23 protein-coding genes are annotated in these 19,365 nt (G+C 47.2%); 6 read left to right on the top strand and 17 right to left on the bottom strand.

The features are described 5' to 3' along the window. A partial coding sequence (locus NDA06_RS22770) for a hypothetical protein (protein ID WP_348251871.1) occupies positions 1-718 on the bottom strand: 718 nt, incomplete at its 3' end. 6 nt (positions 719-724) lie between these two features. Between NDA06_RS22770 and NDA06_RS22775 the strand changes: the two genes are divergently transcribed. Further along, positions 725-859, top strand: coding sequence for a hypothetical protein (locus tag NDA06_RS22775; RefSeq protein ID WP_277878430.1), 135 nt, complete (start codon positions 725-727; stop codon positions 857-859). A 13-nt stretch (positions 860-872) separates the two neighbouring features. Then, complete coding sequence (ilvA, locus tag NDA06_RS22780; protein ID WP_190986443.1) at positions 873-2,417, top strand: threonine ammonia-lyase, biosynthetic; 1,545 nt, start codon at positions 873-875, stop codon at positions 2,415-2,417. A 128-nt stretch (positions 2,418-2,545) separates the two neighbouring features. Here ilvA and NDA06_RS22785 read toward each other — a convergent pair whose 3' ends face one another. The 3 genes from NDA06_RS22785 to NDA06_RS22795 all read right to left on the bottom strand — a co-directional run bounded on the left by NDA06_RS22785 (position 2,546) and on the right by NDA06_RS22795 (position 5,386). After that, positions 2,546-3,655, bottom strand: a complete 1,110-nt coding sequence (locus NDA06_RS22785; RefSeq protein ID WP_190986442.1) for a vWA domain-containing protein — start codon at positions 3,653-3,655, stop codon at positions 2,546-2,548. Positions 3,656-3,989: 334 nt separating this feature from the next. After that, positions 3,990-4,895 (bottom strand): type 1 glutamine amidotransferase domain-containing protein, encoded by a 906-nt coding sequence (locus tag NDA06_RS22790; RefSeq protein ID WP_348251872.1) that lies wholly within the window; start codon positions 4,893-4,895, stop codon positions 3,990-3,992. Between the two features lie 188 nt (positions 4,896-5,083). Then, on the bottom strand, positions 5,084-5,386 hold the full coding sequence (locus NDA06_RS22795; RefSeq protein ID WP_190430140.1) for a hypothetical protein: 303 nt from the start codon (positions 5,384-5,386) through the stop codon (positions 5,084-5,086). Positions 5,387-5,495: 109 nt separating this feature from the next. Between NDA06_RS22795 and NDA06_RS22800 the strand changes: the two genes are divergently transcribed. Together NDA06_RS22800 and NDA06_RS22805 are read left to right on the top strand one after the other, a co-directional pair. Beyond that, positions 5,496-6,719 (top strand): ROK family transcriptional regulator, encoded by a 1,224-nt coding sequence (locus NDA06_RS22800; protein ID WP_190986441.1) that lies wholly within the window; start codon positions 5,496-5,498, stop codon positions 6,717-6,719. Positions 6,720-6,911: 192 nt separating this feature from the next. Then, positions 6,912-8,234 carry an amino acid permease gene (locus tag NDA06_RS22805; RefSeq protein WP_190986440.1) on the top strand — a complete coding sequence of 441 codons (1,323 nt, stop codon included), beginning with the start codon at positions 6,912-6,914 and terminating at the stop codon, positions 8,232-8,234. A 297-nt stretch (positions 8,235-8,531) separates the two neighbouring features. Here the strand turns inward: NDA06_RS22805 and NDA06_RS22810 are convergent, their stop codons facing one another. Then, positions 8,532-8,852 carry a hypothetical protein gene (locus tag NDA06_RS22810; RefSeq protein ID WP_190525936.1) on the bottom strand — a complete coding sequence of 107 codons (321 nt, stop codon included), beginning with the start codon at positions 8,850-8,852 and terminating at the stop codon, positions 8,532-8,534. Positions 8,853-9,758: 906 nt separating this feature from the next. On the opposite strand from NDA06_RS22810, the gene NDA06_RS22815 reads away from it, so the two are divergent. Then, positions 9,759-10,187: a hypothetical protein gene (locus NDA06_RS22815; RefSeq protein ID WP_190531119.1), complete on the top strand. Its 429-nt coding sequence runs from the start codon at positions 9,759-9,761 to the stop codon at positions 10,185-10,187. A gap of 318 nt (positions 10,188-10,505) precedes the next feature. On the opposite strand, the gene NDA06_RS22820 is transcribed toward NDA06_RS22815, so the two are convergent. From NDA06_RS22820 to NDA06_RS22850, 7 genes are all read right to left on the bottom strand, one after another. Further along, positions 10,506-11,270: an NAD(P)-binding domain-containing protein gene (locus NDA06_RS22820; RefSeq protein WP_242033801.1), complete on the bottom strand. Its 765-nt coding sequence runs from the start codon at positions 11,268-11,270 to the stop codon at positions 10,506-10,508. Continuing rightward, entirely contained in the window at positions 11,267-11,737 is a 471-nt protein-coding gene (locus NDA06_RS22825; protein ID WP_190531117.1) for a MarR family transcriptional regulator, read from the bottom strand. Before NDA06_RS22825 ends, NDA06_RS22820 begins: the two co-directional genes overlap by 4 nt. 360 nt (positions 11,738-12,097) lie before the next feature. Continuing rightward, positions 12,098-12,580 carry a quercetin 2,3-dioxygenase gene (locus tag NDA06_RS22830; RefSeq protein ID WP_190986439.1) on the bottom strand — a complete coding sequence of 161 codons (483 nt, stop codon included), beginning with the start codon at positions 12,578-12,580 and terminating at the stop codon, positions 12,098-12,100. A 170-nt stretch (positions 12,581-12,750) separates the two neighbouring features. Then, positions 12,751-13,260, bottom strand: a complete 510-nt coding sequence (locus NDA06_RS22835) for a GNAT family N-acetyltransferase (RefSeq protein ID WP_190986438.1) — start codon at positions 13,258-13,260, stop codon at positions 12,751-12,753. Between the two features lie 64 nt (positions 13,261-13,324). Further along, complete coding sequence (locus NDA06_RS22840) at positions 13,325-13,795, bottom strand: cupin domain-containing protein (RefSeq protein ID WP_190986437.1); 471 nt, start codon at positions 13,793-13,795, stop codon at positions 13,325-13,327. A 173-nt stretch (positions 13,796-13,968) separates the two neighbouring features. After that, positions 13,969-14,268: a hypothetical protein gene (locus tag NDA06_RS22845; protein ID WP_190432959.1), complete on the bottom strand. Its 300-nt coding sequence runs from the start codon at positions 14,266-14,268 to the stop codon at positions 13,969-13,971. 209 nt (positions 14,269-14,477) lie between these two features. Then, entirely contained in the window at positions 14,478-15,446 is a 969-nt protein-coding gene (locus NDA06_RS22850) for an alpha/beta hydrolase (protein WP_190432961.1), read from the bottom strand. 342 nt (positions 15,447-15,788) lie between these two features. Between NDA06_RS22850 and NDA06_RS22855 the strand changes: the two genes are divergently transcribed. After that, positions 15,789-16,172 carry a profilin gene (locus NDA06_RS22855; protein ID WP_190432962.1) on the top strand — a complete coding sequence of 128 codons (384 nt, stop codon included), beginning with the start codon at positions 15,789-15,791 and terminating at the stop codon, positions 16,170-16,172. A gap of 250 nt (positions 16,173-16,422) precedes the next feature. On the opposite strand, the gene NDA06_RS22860 is transcribed toward NDA06_RS22855, so the two are convergent. The 5 genes from NDA06_RS22860 to NDA06_RS22880 form a co-directional block, all read right to left on the bottom strand. After that, positions 16,423-16,947 carry a hypothetical protein gene (locus NDA06_RS22860; protein WP_190432964.1) on the bottom strand — a complete coding sequence of 175 codons (525 nt, stop codon included), beginning with the start codon at positions 16,945-16,947 and terminating at the stop codon, positions 16,423-16,425. Between the two features lie 147 nt (positions 16,948-17,094). Next, complete coding sequence (locus tag NDA06_RS22865) at positions 17,095-17,574, bottom strand: GNAT family N-acetyltransferase (RefSeq protein WP_190986436.1); 480 nt, start codon at positions 17,572-17,574, stop codon at positions 17,095-17,097. 44 nt (positions 17,575-17,618) lie between these two features. Further along, a complete protein-coding gene (locus NDA06_RS22870) occupies positions 17,619-17,921 on the bottom strand; it encodes a hypothetical protein (RefSeq protein WP_190432968.1) in 303 nt (100 codons plus the stop codon). Between the two features lie 13 nt (positions 17,922-17,934). Then, a complete protein-coding gene (locus NDA06_RS22875) occupies positions 17,935-18,525 on the bottom strand; it encodes a PadR family transcriptional regulator (RefSeq protein ID WP_190986435.1) in 591 nt (196 codons plus the stop codon). A gap of 678 nt (positions 18,526-19,203) precedes the next feature. Then, positions 19,204-19,365, bottom strand: a 162-nt coding sequence (locus NDA06_RS22880; protein WP_190985828.1) for a transposase, incomplete at its 5' end; no start/stop codon positions are given.

Here is a 19,365-nt window from a genome sequence, read left to right on the forward strand (position 1 = left end):
GGTCTCTGTCATCAGCATAAGCAGACTGCGATTCTGCCAAGGTTTCGTAATCAGCTTCCCACTCTTTATCAGTTCTAGACTCAATCCCTTTAAAGTGTTCCTGTAATTTTTCCCAACTTTCTCTACTAACATCTCCCAATAATCGCCTCAACCGTTGATCTATAGGAAATCCTTGCTCTATGATTGAGTTTTCCAACACTCCACTGTGAAAGCTGTCGGCGTAGTCGGGATGGGGATCATTTGTTATGAAATCAATAACTGATCTCGTCCAGAAGCTTTCTACTAAAGGATCTAATACTTCAAGAGAATAACGCACTGTTAGCTTATCCAGCGCCTTCGCGTTCGTCATGGAAAAGTGAATAATTTGGTTTCTTAATCTACCGAATTCACGGTATTGATCAAGCCGCTCAATCTTGATTCCTGTAGTTGCCCATAGCTGATCGGGCAATTCCTCATAGGATAGGGTGCGCCCGCCTTCTAGTAAATCAATCAGCGTGAGAGCATCCTTAGTGGAGTTCGGCTTGGGCAGTTTGGAAAAGATTAACAGCGGGTGTTCTTGAGCTATTCGAGCCTTTAACAGGATCTCTGCCGCATGAGCTGCATGTACCACACACATCGGCGTCTCACCTTGCAAAGCTTCCATAAAGGCATCACGAAAAAGGAGCATCCCCGTTCGCCTCATATTTCGGGGGACATCCTTCATAGAAGCTTGATCCATATTCCTGTGGTAGCTCAAAGACGACTGTTGTCAGACCAGTTTAGCAGCTGGTATTCATCTGTGACCAACGCGATCGCTTCTCACTTCCACACCACAGAATCTACCAGTGAAGTAAAATTGTCTTCCATCCGCCATCTGTAACCCCCTTCACCCCATGCTTTGCGACTACCTGGTACAAATCCTGACGGCTCGTGTCTATGATGTCGCCCAAGAAACACCCCTAGAATACGCTCCAAACCTCTCCGCACGGCTCAATAACAAACTCCTGCTTAAGCGGGAGGATATGCAATCAGTGTTTTCCTTCAAGTTGCGGGGTGCTTACAACAAGATGGCGCACCTGTCGCCGGATATGCTGGCGCAGGGTGTCATTGCTGCATCCGCAGGGAACCATGCCCAAGGAGTCGCCCTGGCTGCGCGTCAGTTAGGAACGCGATCGCTTATCGTCATGCCAGTCACCACGCCGCAAGTGAAGGTGGATGCCGTCAAAGCGCGTGGGGGAGAAGTTGTATTGCATGGAGATACTTACGACGATGCTTATGCTTTTGCCCGTCAGATGGAAGCCGAAAAAGGCTTAACCTTTATTCACCCCTTTGACGATCCGCACGTAATTGCCGGACAGGGGACAATTGGGATGGAAATTCTGCGGCAATGTCAGCAACCCATTCATGCTATTTTTGTGGCGATTGGCGGTGGTGGATTAATCGCTGGTATTGCGGCGTATGTAAAAAGGTTGCGTCCCGATATTAAGATTATTGGCGTTGAACCCGTTGATGCCGATGCGATGCATCAATCCCTGAAAGCTGGGAAACGGGTGCGCTTGTCGAATGTAGGCTTATTTGCCGATGGGGTTGCAGTGCGGGAAGTCGGGGAAGAAACCTTCCGGTTGTGTCAAGAGTACGTCGATGAAATCATTTTGGTGGATACGGATGACACTTGCGCTGCAATTAAAGACGTGTTTGAGGATACGCGATCGATTTTAGAACCAGCGGGTGCATTAGCGATCGCAGGTGCGAAAGCCTATGCCGAACGGGAGCAAATTGAAGGACAAACGCTAGTTGCCGTTGCTTGCGGTGCTAACATGAACTTCGATCGCCTCCGCTTTGTCGCAGAACGAGCCGAGTTTGGCGAACGCCGCGAAGCCATTTATGCTGTTACAATTCCCGAACAACCGGGTAGTCTCCGTAAGTTTTGCGAATGTCTTGGGAGACGCAATCTTACTGAATTTAGCTATCGCATTGCCGATGAAAAAGAAGCTCAGATTTTTGTCGGCGTGCAAATTCAAAACCGTGCTGATGCGGCAAAGATGGCAGAAAGTTTTGAAGCTTGCGGGTTCAAAACCCTGGACTTAACCGATGACGAACTGACCAAATTGCACTTACGTCACATGGTTGGCGGACGTTCTCCCCTCGCTTGCGATGAATTGCTTTATCGCTTCGAGTTTCCCGAACGTCCCGGCGCATTAATGAAGTTCGTCGGTTCTATGAGTCCTAACTGGAATATTAGTATGTTCCACTATCGCAATAATGGCGCAGACTACGGGCGAATTGTCGTAGGGATGCAAGTGCCTCCCCGCGAGATGGAAGAGTGGCAGGCATTTCTCGATACCCTCGGTTATCGCTTTTGGGATGAAAGCAAGAATCCCGCCTACAAGCTATTTTTAGGGCAAGAAAATTGTACGCCGCCTTTGTCATATCGCTAATACACCTAATACACAATAGGGCTTACGCACCAACCCGTTACGGTTGCATCTTTGTTTCCTTTTCGGCTTCTGCGTAAGTCCTGAATATCTCAAACCAAGTTTGAATTAACTCTAGAGTAGCCCAGGAATTATTGAAGCTTAAATCCTTTAGCTGCTAATTGCTTGCGGAGACTTTGAATAATTACAGAATCAAGGGTATTTTTGCTACTACTAGCACTAACCTTGCGCTGTTTTTCAACATATTCGCTACGTTTTTGATATAAGTCGCGGATCGTTTTTTGAATTGTCTCTCTTTCGGCTTTCTTCGCTGCTGCATATTCTTGCTTTTGAGCTAAAGTCATCCCTTGCATAGCTTTCGGCAAAGCACTATTTGGTAATTTCTCAAGGCTAACGATTCCCTTATCGAGAGCATCAATTAAATCCCAAGAAGCATTGTTGTAATAGGCAGAAGCTTTGGAGTTACCGCGCATAGCCAAATTCATGCCGGAGTTAATATCTTCAATGCTCTGACGCTGTTGTCCAACTTCTCCTTCTGCACCGTAGGGAATGTAAGTTTGATTGAGCTTATCATTCCAAGTAGCAATTTGCTCATCGTAAGGAGACTTAATAAATTCAGTTTTTTCGTCTTGATTAATATTGAAGTGGCTACCTTGTGCTAAATCAGCTCCTGAAGCCCAAAGTTGTCGCTCCCGATCTTCTGATAAACCACAGTAGATAGTGTTCACTAAAGTATTTCCCTTAGCAGCGAGATCGACTGCTTCGCGCCAAACGATCGGACCTTGATCGAATGATTCATTACCCGCAATAAAAATAACTCGGAAATCTGCTTTATCTTTACTCCAGTTTAATTCTTTTACAGCTGAGCGGATTACCCAGCCAGCATATTCTTGACCGCCGTTGGTTTGGATACTAAATAGCTTTTCTGAAACTAAATCTAATTCTGGAGTAAATCCAGTTAAAAGTCTAACAAAACCTTCTTCAGAAGGTAAACTATCATTTCCATAATGGTATAAAGCAACTTCTAATTCTGGGACTTCGCCATCTTTGGTTACTTTAGTTAAAGAGTTGACAATTTGCCAAAGTTGGGTACGAGTTTGGTCTATGAGTCCATCCATACTATTACTAGAATCTAAAAGGATGGCGATCTGAATCTTAGCTTTAGCAAATGCTTTGGTGGGAAAACCTAAAATGCTCAAGGTTATAGCTGTAGCGAATAAAATCCGAGTTATTTTCTGCATATATTTTTTAATTGCTGGATAAAAGAGTATTTTCTGTTAATCTCAGCTAAATTTAGCCGATTGATATCTCTGTTGCAAAAAATGTAACAACAAGTACACGCACAATCCAGCGATCAAACCTTTCTGGAAAGTTAAAGCGCTGAGTAGCGATTAGGGACATCAACCACAAGCAACGTCAACCGTTATTGGACATCACGACCAAAGGCAAGAATGGCTGTTCGTTTTAAGATCCGAACAGCCATTCTGCTCCTGTGAGATGAGGGTTACAGACAAAGACGATTGCGAAACGGGTTGGGGTGCAAGGGACAAGCGTCAGTGTCTTGGCAAATTTACATTAAGCCTTTCCCAAAAAATGCTTTCTGACCCAGATGGGGATAACTCGCGCCTCGTCGAGCGCTTCGACGAACTCTTGGGCGATCGCGCGATCCGAGGCAAGATTCTGACCGGAGATCAGCTCTCTGTCCTGCACAACAAAGCTTTGGTCGCTCGAACTATGCTCAACCCGACCGCCAGCGCTGGCTAGCGCATCGGCGACATAGAATGGCACCTGACCGTCGAGGATCTCCCGTTCAATCGGATATTCTTCTTCGTTCGAGAAGCTGGTCATGCGGTAGCCAGCATATTGCCAATCCGCAGCAGCCGCCTTCGCCGCCTCTCGATCGCCATCTACGAGAGCCTTCCGGTAGGCGGTGGCGTTCGGCAAAGCGGCTAGCGTTGCAACTGAGCCGTGGCACAAGAAGGCGCTTGGCTTCGACGTTTTATGGAAGTAGCGCAGTATCTGTCCGAGGTCGGGATCTTGCATTAAGTCATTCATCGGTGCATAACCACCGGGAACGTAGACACCGATGTAGCGATCCAATCCCTCTGACAACACTGCTTTTAATGTCTTCGGGTTCTGCATACTGGGGTAGGTGTCAAGGAATGCGATCGCGTGTTGTAGCGCTTCGGGATCGTTGTCGAAGCGGGAGTCGTTGGCATGAGCAAGAATGACGGGTTTTTTGCCATCGGGTGTGGCAATGACCACCTCGTAGCCAGCTTCAATGAACTGCTGGACTGGCACGGTAAGGTCTTCTAGGGAGTACCCTGTGGGAACGACGCGATAATTTTTCAGTTGCAGTGTGTTTGTGCTAGAAGCCACTAGTAGCACGCGACCTAGGCTTTTTGCCGAGGAGGGTTGCTCCGGTAGGCTGGTGAGAGCTTTTGAGAACAGAGCGGTCATCATATTCTTTGTGGAGTTCATGGATATTTCCTTCATCAGTGGGTTTGTCGAGTGCTGCACAGGTTGAAATCTAGAACCCCTATCCTGCTTGTGCGGGAAGTTACACAGGGGTTAGCACAGTGCAATCGGGGTTGAGATGATGGGGTAATAACCTTGACACAGCAAAATTGAGTTTTCATGTTCTCAAGAACATCGCTTACCGTATGGGCTTAGTCGCTGATGTTCCAGAGATTCGGTTGCGATCTGCGATAATGTCGTTCATCCAGCCAAATCGTCAATTCTTGCCTGTCGTCAAAGCGGATAGTGCGATCGCTTGCCGGATCGCAAACTCGCCAGTATTTGTTGCCAGCGCGATCGCTTTTTTGCTGGATTCGTGGTTCGCCAGCCGGTGTGTACCAGTCATTGACAAAAGCCTGCCACATCCCCTGTAGCTTTAAGCTGACTAACTTACTCACTTGGAGAGAGAGTTGTTCAAGCTGGTTGTAATTCCGTTTTTGTTGGAAGGTTCGCATAACTGAGACCGATTAACTTCAATAATTTCATCTTAGATTGTTTGTTTAACGAACAAACTAACTTATGATAGTTTGTCATTACAACAAACAACAGGGCAGATAGTTTCTTATGAAGACAAATGCCAACCAGAAAAAACTCACGACTGATGCCAGCCTGCTCAAGCAAATCAACTTCGCTCGGATTCTCAGTTTGCTACGCTATCACCCGCGCCTCAGCCGCGCCGAGATTGCACGAAGAACGGGCTTAACTCGTTCAACCGTCACCGTAATTACGGCAGAACTGATTGCAACTGGACTCCTGCGAGAAGGAAAGGAAACTGCATCTGGAAAAGAAGGGGGGCGTCCTGGGGTGGAGTTAGAACTCGATCCAGAGGGAGCCTTTTTTATCGGAGTTGCCCTTGGGGATGAAAATATCCGCGTCATTGAACTCAACCTGGCAGCACAAGTGACTCGTCGAGTAGAAGCATCCATGACCGCAGACACCGATCCAGCAACCGTTACCCAGCAATTAGTCGAGTTGATCCAACAAGTCTGGCAGGCAAATCCAGACGGCGAAGCGAAATATCGGGGAATTGGCATCACGGTTCCAGGCTCTTTAAATCGGGAAGGAATTATCCTTCGTGCCCCTAGATTGCATTGGCAGAATGTGGACTTGCGACCTTATTTAAATCCCTATCTGGATGTGCCGTTGTTTATCGAGAATGATGCGAATGCAGGTGCGCTTGTCGAGACGTATTTGAGTGGCTCAATGCCCAGCCATAGCTTGCTCTACCTGTTTCTGGGTGTCGGGGTGGGGGCGGGAATGGTACTGAATAATCGTTTGTTACGGGGGGCGGGGGGCACTGCGAGCGAAGTTCGCGAACTGATGATTGACCCGCATAGTTCTCAGATATCCGTAGGGGGGCGTGCAGGGACGCTAGAAGCTTTATGCAGCAAGGTTGGGCTATTGAGTGCCTATCATCAACAAAGTGGAGAGACGATCGACCTGAATACGCTACTGTCTCGGTTGGAACAAGCGGATGCGATCGCGCAAGCGGTTGTAAAACAGTGGGGAACGTATCTGAGTTGGGGTGTACGGGGGTTAGTGGGTGTACTCAACCCGGAACGGATTGTCTTTGGAGGATCGCTGGCGGTGCTGGTGCCCTACGTACAAGAGCAATTGGATGAGATGTTGCAAAATTGTCTGCCCGATAGAAGCGGATATGGCTTTGACAGTGCAGCCCGATTCCGGTTAGAGATTTCCCAATTTGGAGAAGATTCGGCGGCGATTGGTGGTGCAGTACTGGTTTATGAATCATTATTTCAGATGCCGGATCTGCTGCTGCTGCACTAATTATTCTGGATGAAGCTGCTAGCCAAGCCATTCTCGATCGCCTAAATGTGGCGAAACAGTCCTTATTTGCAAGCCTTGTTTAATCGTGGCTTGTGTCTTAGCAATTTGCGATCGCGCTTCCACCTCCTACCCCCTATACTGACGAGCAGAAAGATTGCAAGATTGGGAAAATACAAGGATAAGAAAAATTCTATGGAACCGAATGCAGAAGCGGATTCACTCAAGCGAGTGTTTGGATTGCCGACGCTGGTGATTTATGGGGTTGGTGATATTCTCGGTGCCGGAATATATGCAGTGGTCGGAAAAATTGCCGGACTTTCCGGCTCTTTGGTTTGGGTTTCTTTCCTAGTATCTATGACTGTTGCCGCTCTCACTGCATTAAGTTATGCAGAACTCGGTAATCGAGTTCCCCAAAGCGGCGGAGTCGCTAGTTTCATCCACAGAGCATTTCGCCGGGATTGGCTCTCAATCTTGGTAGGCTGGTTGATGTTTTGTACCTGTCTTGTTTCGATGGCGACGCTCTCAAAAGCGTTTGCAGGCTATCTCAATGCTTTTGCTCCAGCGATTCCAGATTGGTTGATTATCCTGGCGCTATTTGCGGGTCTTGCATTTGTCAATTTTAGGGGAATGCAGGAGTCCTCAGCCTTAAATATTTTTTGCACGTCTCTTGAAGTTTCAGGTCTTCTGATTGTTATCTTTGTCGCCACCGTTTTCCTCATCGGGAACCCAGCAGGCGCAGCGAATCCGGTTCCCATTCCCGTCCCCAACGCATCACCGATTGGTTGGATAGCCGTCGTTCAGGGAGCAGCACTCGCCTTCTACGCCTTCATTGGGTTTGAGGATATTGTCAATGTTTCCGAAGAAGTGAAAGATCCCCAGCGCAATGTTCCCAGAGCAATTCTGCTTTCCCTGGGGATTGCCGGTATCATTTATGTTCTCGTTTCCTGGCTTGCCGTTCAGGTAATCAGTTCGGCGGAACTTGCCGCCTCGAAAGCTCCTCTTCTCGAAGTCGTTCAGCGATCGCAGCCAAATTTTCCAGCAGTCATCTTTTCACTGATTGCGCTGTTCGCCGTTCTCAATACTGCTTTGCTGAATTTTGTCACGGCATCGCGGCTGCTTTACGGAATGTCGCGGGAAGGACTGCTTCCAGCTTGGTTAGGAAAATTACATCCACGCCGCGCAACTCCTTACCGTACGCTGGTTGTCATTCTGCCGCTCGTGATTTTTCTCGCGCTTTCAGGTACACTTCAATTCCTAGCCGGAACAACTGCAACCTTGATTCTGGCAATGTTCTCTCTCGTCAACCTCTCACTGCTGGTGATAAAACGACAAGAACCCCGAACCACTGGGTTTCAGGTTCCTTCTGCGATTCCAGCTTTAGCGCTAATCTCCAACTTAATTCTGATTGCCTTTGCCTCTCGTGAAAGTCACATTTTGGCGTTAGTGTTTACAGGTTTAGGAGTTCTGATAATTTTAATTCGCAATGCTCTTAGTAGGCGATTGCCCAACGCTTAAATTTATCTGCGATACAGCTTGATGAATCGACCTCTTGCAAATTAAACAGGATGAGGCGGAGTGGGAATGCTCATAGTTGTACAGAGCAGCAATCAGATGGCAACGTAACCCAAAGCGACGTTTGAAGTGTTGACAACAGAAGGTTTGCGCTATTTTATAGTTCATCCTCAGGACACTTAAGCATTCACACGTCCTGATTTTTCTGATTTTCAGAAAACTTCGCAATAGCGCTAACGCCTAATTTGCAAGAGGTCTATTGGTTGGTTAAGAATGCGATCGCTTCTGGAGTTTCCTAGCTCAACCGATGTGGAGTCTGAACGCTAGAAGGCCCCCCAACGCCACCAAACCAAGCGCCCGGCGGAAGTAGTTGACCCCCTCAAACAACTCCAGCCATGCCCAGGTGAATAACGCGCCGAACCCTACTAAATCAACTCCTGCCTGAAGATTGCCGCTAGGCAGAACAAGTTGAAGTAGGGTCGCTGCCAACCCAACCAAAAGCGGTAGATTGGGTGGCTGGGCAATGACAATCTTGCCAGAGCTGTCTCGAAAGGTACGATCGAACAATGTGGTTTCTTGTGCCTTAAGCTCTTCTGAATCGCGGTTCAATTGGGACGACATCTGCTCAGCCTTAATACTACTTAACCCAAATGTTAGGGCTGGAGCGCCTACTTGGTGTCTAACTCAAGTTGGAGATTACTAGGGCGATCGCTCTCGTCTTCTATGGCATGAAACTGGAACGCCATATTTTGAGAATTTGCGCCCTCAACTCTGGTGCTGTGAGAGGAGTTGTTTTGGTGCTACTTCTTCCAATCAGCTCAAATATCCATTAGGGATTAAAACACAATTAAGTTCGATAAAACGTATCCTTTCACCTCACAGTATTCAGGAGTCTGAGCCGTAGAAGGAATGATTTGAGCTGAAAGAATTGCGGTGGAGCATCGGGAATGGCTGTAAAATCTCTCTGAGCCAAAGCGCTACAGGGATTAGATGGCGTGGGCTGCATTGGGATTTGTGCGTTAGCGAAGCGGGATGCGCTAGCGTCCTTCGCAGAAGTCTGGAACAAGCTTGCCTTGGAGATTAACAGCAAGCCCGAAAGGACAAGGGCGATCGCAGAATGATCGCGCGATCGCAGAAGAATGATTGCACTCTTCGATATCTCACAGCAACTCTCCTCTGATTGTTTGCAGTCTAAATTCCCCAGCGTTCCGCATCTGCTTTCGTGAAAAAATTCAAATGCTTCAAATTGGTAGAGGATTTGATCGTGTTTTATTAGGCAGTTCTATAACTTTCCTCTCTCTACCGAACTAAATTGAAGGATGGAATGCGATCGCGAAATCAACCTTCAACAAGTAATATCGTTTCTCTTTAAGGTTTGCTACAGATGACTGACACTCCAGACGCTCGCCTCGCTCCAGATGCGGTGAGCGATGTGTAGCAAAATATTAAAGAATTGATATAACCTCTGCATTACCAGCAACAGCTTTAATAATTAGTCTTATTTTTAATATTCCTTGGAAAAAATGGATGTTCGATACCCTGTTACTGACAGTGGGAATCTTTCTAATTTCGGAAGGATTTCAGGTATATTCACTTGGTTGTAGTCGAACTGGAAAGGCACCCAATACCTGTGAAATTTCTCATCTTACCCTGTCGGGAACAAGTTTTAAGCAATTTCCACTAAGTCAGCTTAAAGAAGCTAGAATCGAACAATCGCCAACTTCTCGAATGACAGTTTGTATTTTAGTAACCGAGGAAAGAGTATTAAAATTCGGCTCTATATCCACTAACTATGCCCAAGGTAAGCGAGAAATGGTATCTACGATTAATAGTTTTTTACAAAATCCTAAACAGTCAAGTCTATTAGTCAGAGAACCTCATGATTTTTCTACAATTTCATTTGGTATTTTCTGCAATTTAATGGCTTTGGTTTTGTTATTTTGTAAAGCTAAATAGGCGCAGTGCGATCGCGCCCTTCACTGTAAGTCAGGTTGAGCTTGTCACGTCTTACTTGTGAATCAGTGGGTAACGTCAAGCCAAACATGACTCAATTGAGCGATCGCACCAGAGTTGAGGTGGAGAAGCAGTGATGAGTGTCGGGTTTCATCCTTCAACCCGAACTACAAGATCGGGGGATCGCTAAATCAGTCAAAAGTTCTGGCTTTCGCGCTGTTGCCACAACCTTGTCGCCCTTTGCCAAAACCGCTCAACGTTCCCGCGATCAACCAAACTTTCTTCTCACTCATCTTGTTTTCCTCTGGAATTCGTGAAAATTTACATAAATAATGCACGGTTTAGGCGAACGCCATATTCCGCATCGGGATTCGTCTTGCTGTCCCCAACCCGTTCCACGATTGCCGCCACGGACAGATCGCGCCGCTTGGGTAATCGCGCCGCGTCGGCTGCCGCTAGCGCAGCCGGCATCTCCTCGCGGGTGAGATCCGTGCAATAGCCCGGCGCACCAGGCTGCTGCCGCCACGATTCCGCAAGCGTGCCCGCGTCGAAGGCGTCGAACCCGGTATCCTCAACGAGCGCCATTCCCTCCAAGCGATCCGTTTCCCGATCCGCCGCAACGGGCAGAGCAATGCGATCTGGGCTTCCCGCAGGCTTTCCCTTCTTCGCGAAAGAGTCAGAACCGATCGAATTCCACGCTTTCACGATCGGTCGGCCCAACTGCTGGACCACCCACAGACTTTCGACCTGACCGGCTTCGATGGCGTCAATCCTGCTGTCGCGCCCCGGATAGTAATTCGACGTGTCGATCGCGACTGTCTCGGCTGGTAGGTTGGCGATCAGCGGCGCGATCGAGGGAAGGCGATTCAGGGGGATCGAGAGAATCACCACGTCAACGTCCTCCACGGCTTCAGCCGTCGAGACTGCGCGTGCGCCGAAAGCGAGCACATCGGCCTCGATGGTCTCTGGGCCGCGAGAATTGGCCACCTTCACGTCATGTCCAGCCGCACTCAGTTTGCGGGACAAAGTCTTCCCGATATGGCCAGTGCCCAAAATTCCGATGTTCATTTTCTTCGTATTATTCATGACAAATCATCCTTTTCACTGCTTGTTTGACGGGGTAAGCCCAGCCCGTTTAAGGTGTCGCGAAGCTCGGCAAGGTCTTCATCGGAGAGACGGCAGGCCGTCTCGATCTTTTCAGGGACCGAACACGCCGTCTCGCGAAGTGCCTCGCCAGCTTCTGTGAGATCGATAAGAACGCGGCGTTCGTCCTGCTGGTCACGGGTGCGCGTCACCAATCCCGCGCTTACAAGGCGCTTCAAGAGGGGCGTCAAGGTTCCGTTATCCATACCGAGTTCTTGCCCTAAATCCCCCACGCTGCGCGGGGTGTCCTCGTAGAGAGCGAGCATGACCAGAAACTGCGGATAGGTCAGACCCAAAGGCTCAAGAAAGGGTCGATGAAGCCGAATTATGCGGTTAGACGCACTGTAGAGGGCAAACGAAAGCTGCCTCCCCACTTGTCTCCGTTCGTTGATATTTGAGCTGTTATCCATTTCAATATATTATCATGAATGATTATATTGTGTACTATACAATAGGGTCAATACCTCTTATTCAGCATTAACCTAATGTTGCAACTACCGCTCCGATGCGGCTTTGCCGCTTGCTGGAGGCAGAGCCACATCGGAGCTTGCCAAGGCAGAGCAGGAACGAGTGCGATCGCCCCTCGCTGTAGGTTGGGTTGAGTCTGTCACGTCCTCGCTTGTAAATCAGTAGGTAACGTGACAAACATGACTCGATTGGGCGATCGCATTAAGTTGAAGGATACACTGCGATCGCGAAGTTAGATTTCAACCTAGGAATTAAAAGCAGCGATCGCATAATCCCGATCTTCAAGTGGACAGAATAAGGACTTATGCTTCAGGGGGTAAGATTGTGAGTCCATATTTTGGTGCAGTCGCTAGCAGCTTATCGATCGCAGCCCGATCGGGCACAGGTGGATTAAGTGGATCGGCTACAGGTTTCCCAACTTCAGCAAAGAACATTTCCAAACCAGCAGGTGTTACCCAACAAAACATTCGCGATCGCGTCGTTCCTGTATTTTTGAAGCTGTGTTTTTGTCCTCTGGGAGAATGTAAGAACGTACCGGGTGTTGCCAAAATAGTTTGGTCATCTAAGCGAAACTCGACTTCACCCTCAAGAACGTAAAACGCTTCATCTTCACAACTATGAATATGGGGGGGCGTACCGACCTCAGGATTACATAAAATCTCAATTAGTGCATATTGCCCCTGAGTGTTTTGCCCCAATGCCTTGAACGTGACAGCGTCACCGGCAACTGTCAAAACATCGCCTTCGTGAGGCATCATGACTATTCCTTGCTGGTTTAGAGTCATCTCAGCTCCTCATTGCTGCTAAACGATCGGTGTACAACTAGAGTTTTCGATTTGAATTTAGTAAAACTACCGCCTAGCTTTGGGGCTATATGCTAAGCGTAGTCCTGAGTTCTCACCAATTGTATTTTGATATCAAGTAACGATAAATGCTCATTGAAGGATACAAACTGTTAGGCGGCTTCTCGCTGTAATTCCCACCTCCAAACCAAACCGTCCTCTGGGTCTACCACCTCACCGATACGCTCAAATCCACACTTCGCAAGTACCCGCATCGAAGCGTTGTTCTCCGCCCGTGTGTGGGCACGAACGAGACGGACTTGCCCACTGCGGAACGCAAAATTGACCAGCGCCCTAGCTGCCTCCGTAGCATACCCGCGCCCTTGATACTCCGGGTCTACTCCGTAAGCAATCTCAACGACTCCTCCTTGGTCTGGGGGACCCTTGTACGCGCAGCTCCCGATGACGGCACCGCTAGCCCGCTCCACTAAGGAGAATCCATGCGTCCACGGGTCTACCGCTGTCGAGGCGCGAACCCGCGCCAGCCAATCGGGTGAGATTTCCGCCTTATCAGCAGGACTCAGGGACTCGACCCAGGCGAGGATTTCCTCAGTCGATTGGAGGATCAGCTTGAGACTCTCCGTTTGAATTACCACTTCACTCATAAAATCGGGCGATCGCATTCAGTTGAAAGATAGAATGCGATCGCCCAACGTTTCGATGCAGCGCGGTTGTTAGGCAGTGCTATTAATATGCGCGACCATCTTTGTGCGTTAAAGCCCATTCGCCATTCGGCAATTGTGTTGCTTTGAGATCGTCATTTGGGAATACAACCTCATCTCCCTCAGTGCGATCGCCAATTTCAAGATAGGTTACGTTTTCTTGGGAGCGATTAATCAGTTGATGGGCGATACCTGTGCCTGCTTTAAATCCATAGCAGTCACCGGGATGCAAAACGAATTCCTCTTCGCCGAGTACCAGCGTTGGGCTGCCTTCCAATACCAGGATAAATTCTTCTTGCTTTGAGTGGCTGTGAGCAAGAGCAGAAATTGCACCGGGTGAGAGATGGGTTAAATTAACTCCAAAATGAGTCAACCCAAAATAGTCACCCAGTTTTCGCTTTTGTCGTCCCTTCACAAGGGAAGCATAAGGTTCTGGATATATCGTCTTACCGCTCGGTGCTGAAATCGATTCAGATGAAATTGGCGATTGCTTCATAACTCACCTTTCCTTGTTATATTAATGGCGTAACAAACCAAAGCTTTCTTTACTTTTCCAGTATCGTCAAACCATAGCACTTCAGTCACTATGCCCCGATACCCTCGGTAATAAAGCGTGATGCTATCTACACAATGCTCATTTATCCACCCGTTATTTCCCTCAGCTTGCTATTAGATACCCCACGTATTATCCCAGCTATCGCACTCTTGAATCAGTTGATGTACCGCAGCATCTGCGGTTGAAAATGTACCGCAATTAGTTCTTTTTGTTCCAGATGCCGCATGACCCACATCTTGATACAACGCAAACTGACCGTTCTCAGAGTGAATAGACAGCGCGATCGCAACGCCATTTGTATACTGTTTCCACAAGCTAACAAATGAAGCTCCTTGTGGTATCAGATTTATATCTTTGACATCAAAAATCCATTGCCGTTGTTGCAAGTCTGTCCGCGTATTTTCCTCTATCATTACATTCCATGCTCTTATCGTATTTGAGTTGTACTATTGCCTAAACAAACACTAATTGAGCCAAAACTGCACTAGACACCGATTCTAAACAAGGATTTACAAGAACGAAAAGGCGATCGCATTAAGTTGAAAGATACAATGCGATCGCGAAATCAACTAACCTTTGCAACATGACTAGCATCTATCGACATTCCGCTCCAATAGGGTTGTTAAGGATCACTACTGCAACGCACTTTTTCAACAACTTGACGAATTGCATCAATGACTAATTCTGGTTTATCAAGTTGGATTGCATGTCCACTTTCATGAGCAATAATGTGAACGCCTTGAGGCGACTCATTGGCTAGCTCTGCGTGTAATTCTTGCAGTTTCTCAAGCACATCTTGTGTTATGTCGAAGTCTGGCTTTCCAGCCGACAAAACAATCAGAGGAATATCAGGAAACGGCTTTGTTTGCCGTGCTTGTTCAACCTGGTTCATGCTGATTGATACCGCTGCCGATTCCTGAGCAAAAGTTTTCCCAAACTGAGTTTGAGAATAGAGTGCTTTAGCCAGAGGTTGAAGTGAAGGTGGAAATTTTTGGAATAAACCAGCCGCCATAGGCACAGAATCAAAAGCGACAAGCAAACGAAGCAGACCGATACGTCCCATAATGGGCACTAGATGAGTTAACAGTCCTTCCAGTCGTTTGTTTAATTCAACCCATTGGACTGGTGTGTCCTCATACATTCTTTCATGAGCAACATCCACTAAAACCATCCCAGCGACTTCTTCTGGATAGTGATAGGCAGATAAGCGACTGAATAAACCACCTAAAGACATCCCCACTAAGACATAAGGCGGCTCAATTTCAACCTCTCTCAAAAGTTGCCGCAACTCACTAACAATTTGCTCAGCTGTGCGTGGTTCTGAACTTATAGCACTCCAGCCATAGCCTGCTCTATCGTAGGTCAAGATTTTTGTAAATTTTGCAACTTCAGGCTGCACTAATTCCCAGTCTAGGTGAGTCCCTCCGGTTCCACTATCTACAATGACTGTTGGGTAACCTTTACCCATAATTTGACAGTGCCAATTTTTACCATTGATTTGAATTAATTTTCCAGGTGGCAGAAACATAAGGCGATCACGACTTGTGGCAAATGCTTGATAAATTGCTCCAAGCCCGACTACTCCAATCAATACCCCAAGGGGTACAACAAGCCATAGCATTCAGTTGATCCCCAAGCTTAAGTACGTTTGCAATTGTCCCACAGATAGCTTTTCTGACTCGATGGGGCGATCGCACCAAGGTTGAGGTGGAGAAGTAGCGATCGGTTTCGGGTTTCATCCTTCAATCCGACCTACAAGAGCGGGCGATCGCACCGGGAGACTGGGAGTTAATCGTATGAGAATGAGAATCTATGCTCTCGAAATCTAAAATTTTTATTAAATATTTTTAACTGTTTTAACTGTCCTTGCATTCCTTTTCTCAGTCGTGCTAATTTTCTAAATGTTTGTATATACACATAGAAAATCATAGCTATGAGCTGGCAAGATTACATTGATACTAACCTTATTGGGACAGGGAAGATATCTCAAGCCGCTATTCTTAGCAAAGATGGTAATAGTATATGGGCGCATAGTAAAGGATTTGAACCCTCAGCAAATGAAAGGAAGGCATTAGCTGATATATACAATAATCCTCAGAAAGCCTATGAGGACGGTATTACTCTTGATGGAAAAAAATATATGCTTCTAAATATTGAGGAAAACTTGATTTTGGCAAAGCTAGGAGCTAATGGAGCTATCACAGCACAAACTAAACAAACAATTTTAATTACAATCATCCTTGCACCCATACAAATGGCTGAGGCTTTTCCTGTCGTTGCAAATATTGCAGATTACTTGATATCCTATGGTTACTAATTTCGCATAGTAGTTAATCTTGTATAGTCTTGATTTCCCCTTTGTAGGTTGCCTAGGCGGGAAGCGAAAACCCGCTTACGCAATTACTAGGCTGAATAAATTAGATGCTGAAAGTTTTAGAACATTGTTTACACTTGAACTTTTGCTTACCTGTGGAAGTCTTGCCGTTCTTGGTGTGGTCTAAAGTTTCAGCCAAGCGCGTAAGTTTCTGCACGATTGCTACTCAAACCCCTCAAGTGCCTTTAGCTGCTCATTTTCCTAACACATTCTTTGCTAGGGGTAAGTGTTCGCGTTCAATCCTTTTCACAGCGCCGCTGAGTGTGTGGTATCCATCGCCGATGCTTGAGTCATCGCTTGGATGCCCCGCAAACGCAGTGCTGTAAAGTTTTTCAATCCCACCACTACTAAAACCGCGCTGCACTAGATACTTCTCAACCGATTGCATCTGTTCAACCTGACTCATGCGGCACAGTTCCTCTGAGTTTGTCCCCAGTTCCTTCGCAGTATCCGGCATAAATTGAATCAAGCCAGTGGCTCTGGTTCCATCGAGCGCGATCGCACCCTTCTGGCACGGATCAAGAGCGCCACCCGTCTCAAACAACATCACCCCTAGGAGATATTCGGCTTTGGTGTTCAGTCGTTGCGCGGTCTGTTTTACGGCTTGGGTGAAGTCGGACGGCTGTGCTTTAGTTGATTGGGGTGTGATCGCCTCTCGCTGTAGGTTGGGTTGAGTAGTGTCAAGTCCTTGCGTATGAATCAGTAGGTAACGTGACAAACATGACTCGATTGGGCGATCGCACCAGGGTTCAGGTGGAGAAGCAGTGATGAGTGTCGGGTTTCATACTTCAACCCGAACTACAAGATCGGGCGATCGCATTAAGTTGAAGGATACAATGCGATCGCGAAATCAATACATCTGCACTTAGAGCTTCTTGAAGTATCTGGCAACTGGGAATAGCTCAAAGCCCACCTTTTCATAGGTGTGACGCGCTGGGGCATGACCAGGATCACCTCCAGTCTCAACCATAGCAATAGACATCCCAGCATCTTTCATCCAAGCCAGAGCGAATTCTATCAGAGCACTACCAATGCCATGACCTTGAAAGTCTGGATCGACAGCAACCATGTAGATTTCACCCATGCTGTCGTCTGAGTGTAGTTTCACGGCTACAAATCCCACAGTAGAACCTGCATCGATAGCAACCCATACGTTCGTGTCTTCCGCAGCACAGACATCCTCAACAGCTTTTTGCTGGCTCACACGCCAATGATTGGGATAGAATGCCTGGTACACCTCAGCGTTCATCGCGTTCTGAATCGAATCAAAGACTGGAGTCCACGCCCGAAGCGAAAGACGAATAACAGCATCAAGGTGGCGAGGGTCGTATGGTTCAATTTGCATTCCCACATGAACTCCAGTTAATTCTGCAAGCTTTATCGAACATACTACAATATAGTACAAGCTCTGATAGCTTGGTTTTGAATGCTTACAGCAACTTGCCTCAATCGACGCCAAGCGGTTTTCGCTTGCTTTGAGAGTTCCGCTTCTAGACTGAGAATCTTGGCTTTTGCAGTCGCCTGTTCCTTGTGAAGCGTTTCCTGAAGATAGTGTAGAGATTTTTTCAACTGTTCAATTTTCTGCTGTGCATCAGTGTTTTGAAAGGCTCTCAGCTGTGGTAAACCCTCAGCATCTTGACCCGGAGTACGACAGACAGCAACGCAAGTTGGGCAGTTCGTTACCTCTAACATAACAACCTCCCGCTTACTGCTCTGCAAGCAGCTTGTAAATCTCACGCTTTACCTGAACAAGCAGATCGCGTACTCGATTGGCTTGCTCCACATTGCCACTTCGAGCAACTTGGGTGACAGCATCATTTAACTGGGTTAAAGTATGCCGCAATTCAATCAATTCAGAAGGCTTATTTTCTGTAAAACTATCGTGAGCATTTCTTGAATGGGAGTGCTGGTTGCGATCGCTCAAGAATTGTCTGCCACTCTCGGTAATGGTATAAACCCGCTTGCCCTCGACCTCCTCACTGGTCAAATAACCGCCTTCTTCCAGCATCTGAAGCGTTGGATAGACAGAGCCTGGACTAGGGCGGCGAAAGCCACCGCGACGTGCTTCCAGCTCTTTCATCAATTCATAACCATGCTGGGGACGCTCAGATAGAAGCCCAAGCAGAATGAACTTAATGTCACCGCGACGAGTGCGAGGCTCATCTCCCCATCCGCCACCCGACGAACCTCTGCGTCCATGTCGCCCACTCATAAAGAATGGATTGCTCAGTCCTTGTCCTTCTCCTGCCCATGCTGGTACAAAAAAACTGGGATGAAATTGTCTGTGTCTGAACATACTTTGCTCCTTGTGGTTGTGAGTTATCGCGATATATCGTTTAAATCTAAAACTAATCTATCGCGATATATCGGATTGAACCATCATAAGTTTTACATACCTGCTCAGTTGTCAATCACCCAATAACAATTTGAGTTAGGGAAAAAAGACCAAGAGAGGTTGAGTTACACTCAACCTCTCTACGCTCTCGCATCTCCATTTTGTTCATCGACGTTGACAAAAACAGGAAAGCTCACAGCCTTGATTGCTTGTAGGGAAAAAATTTCAGACGTTGTGGTACTCAATTGTCAGGAACGGTGCCATACCCCTAAAAGAGAAGTTTGTAGTATATTAGTAGTACGCCTCAACCCCTCATGGTTTCGTTAGCGCTCGATCGGGCTTTGCCTAAGGCAAATCGTAGAACTGTTGCTTCCAGAGGTACAAGGCAGCATACCTTACACCCCTTGGCGTAGGCATATCAGAGCAAGAGGAAACACATTGGGCTACAGTCAAACCTCCTGCACAAAACCACGACCTAGTATTCAATGTTCAAAAGTAACACGGACATCTGGCAGCGATCGCGCTTGTTTAGTGTTGGGTGAGTGCAATCCGTATCCTCCAAAAGGTGTCTTTGCTCGTAGTAGATAACCTTTGCACCACCGGCGATCAAACCAGCAGTCCGTACAGTATGATAAGTGCTTAAGCAAAATTAATTACATATTCGGTTCCGACTTTTTTTAGCACATTTTTGACATACTTTACTAAACTTTTCCAGTCCCGATAAGCCTCTATCTCTATCCATTCATATTTCATAAACTTCCATAAGATTTCAATTAAGTTGAGTTCGGGTGAATAAGGGGG

Source organism: Trichocoleus sp. ST-U1 (assembly GCF_039961835.1).
Classification (GTDB): Bacteria; Cyanobacteriota; Cyanobacteriia; order Cyanobacteriales; family FACHB-T130; genus FACHB-T130.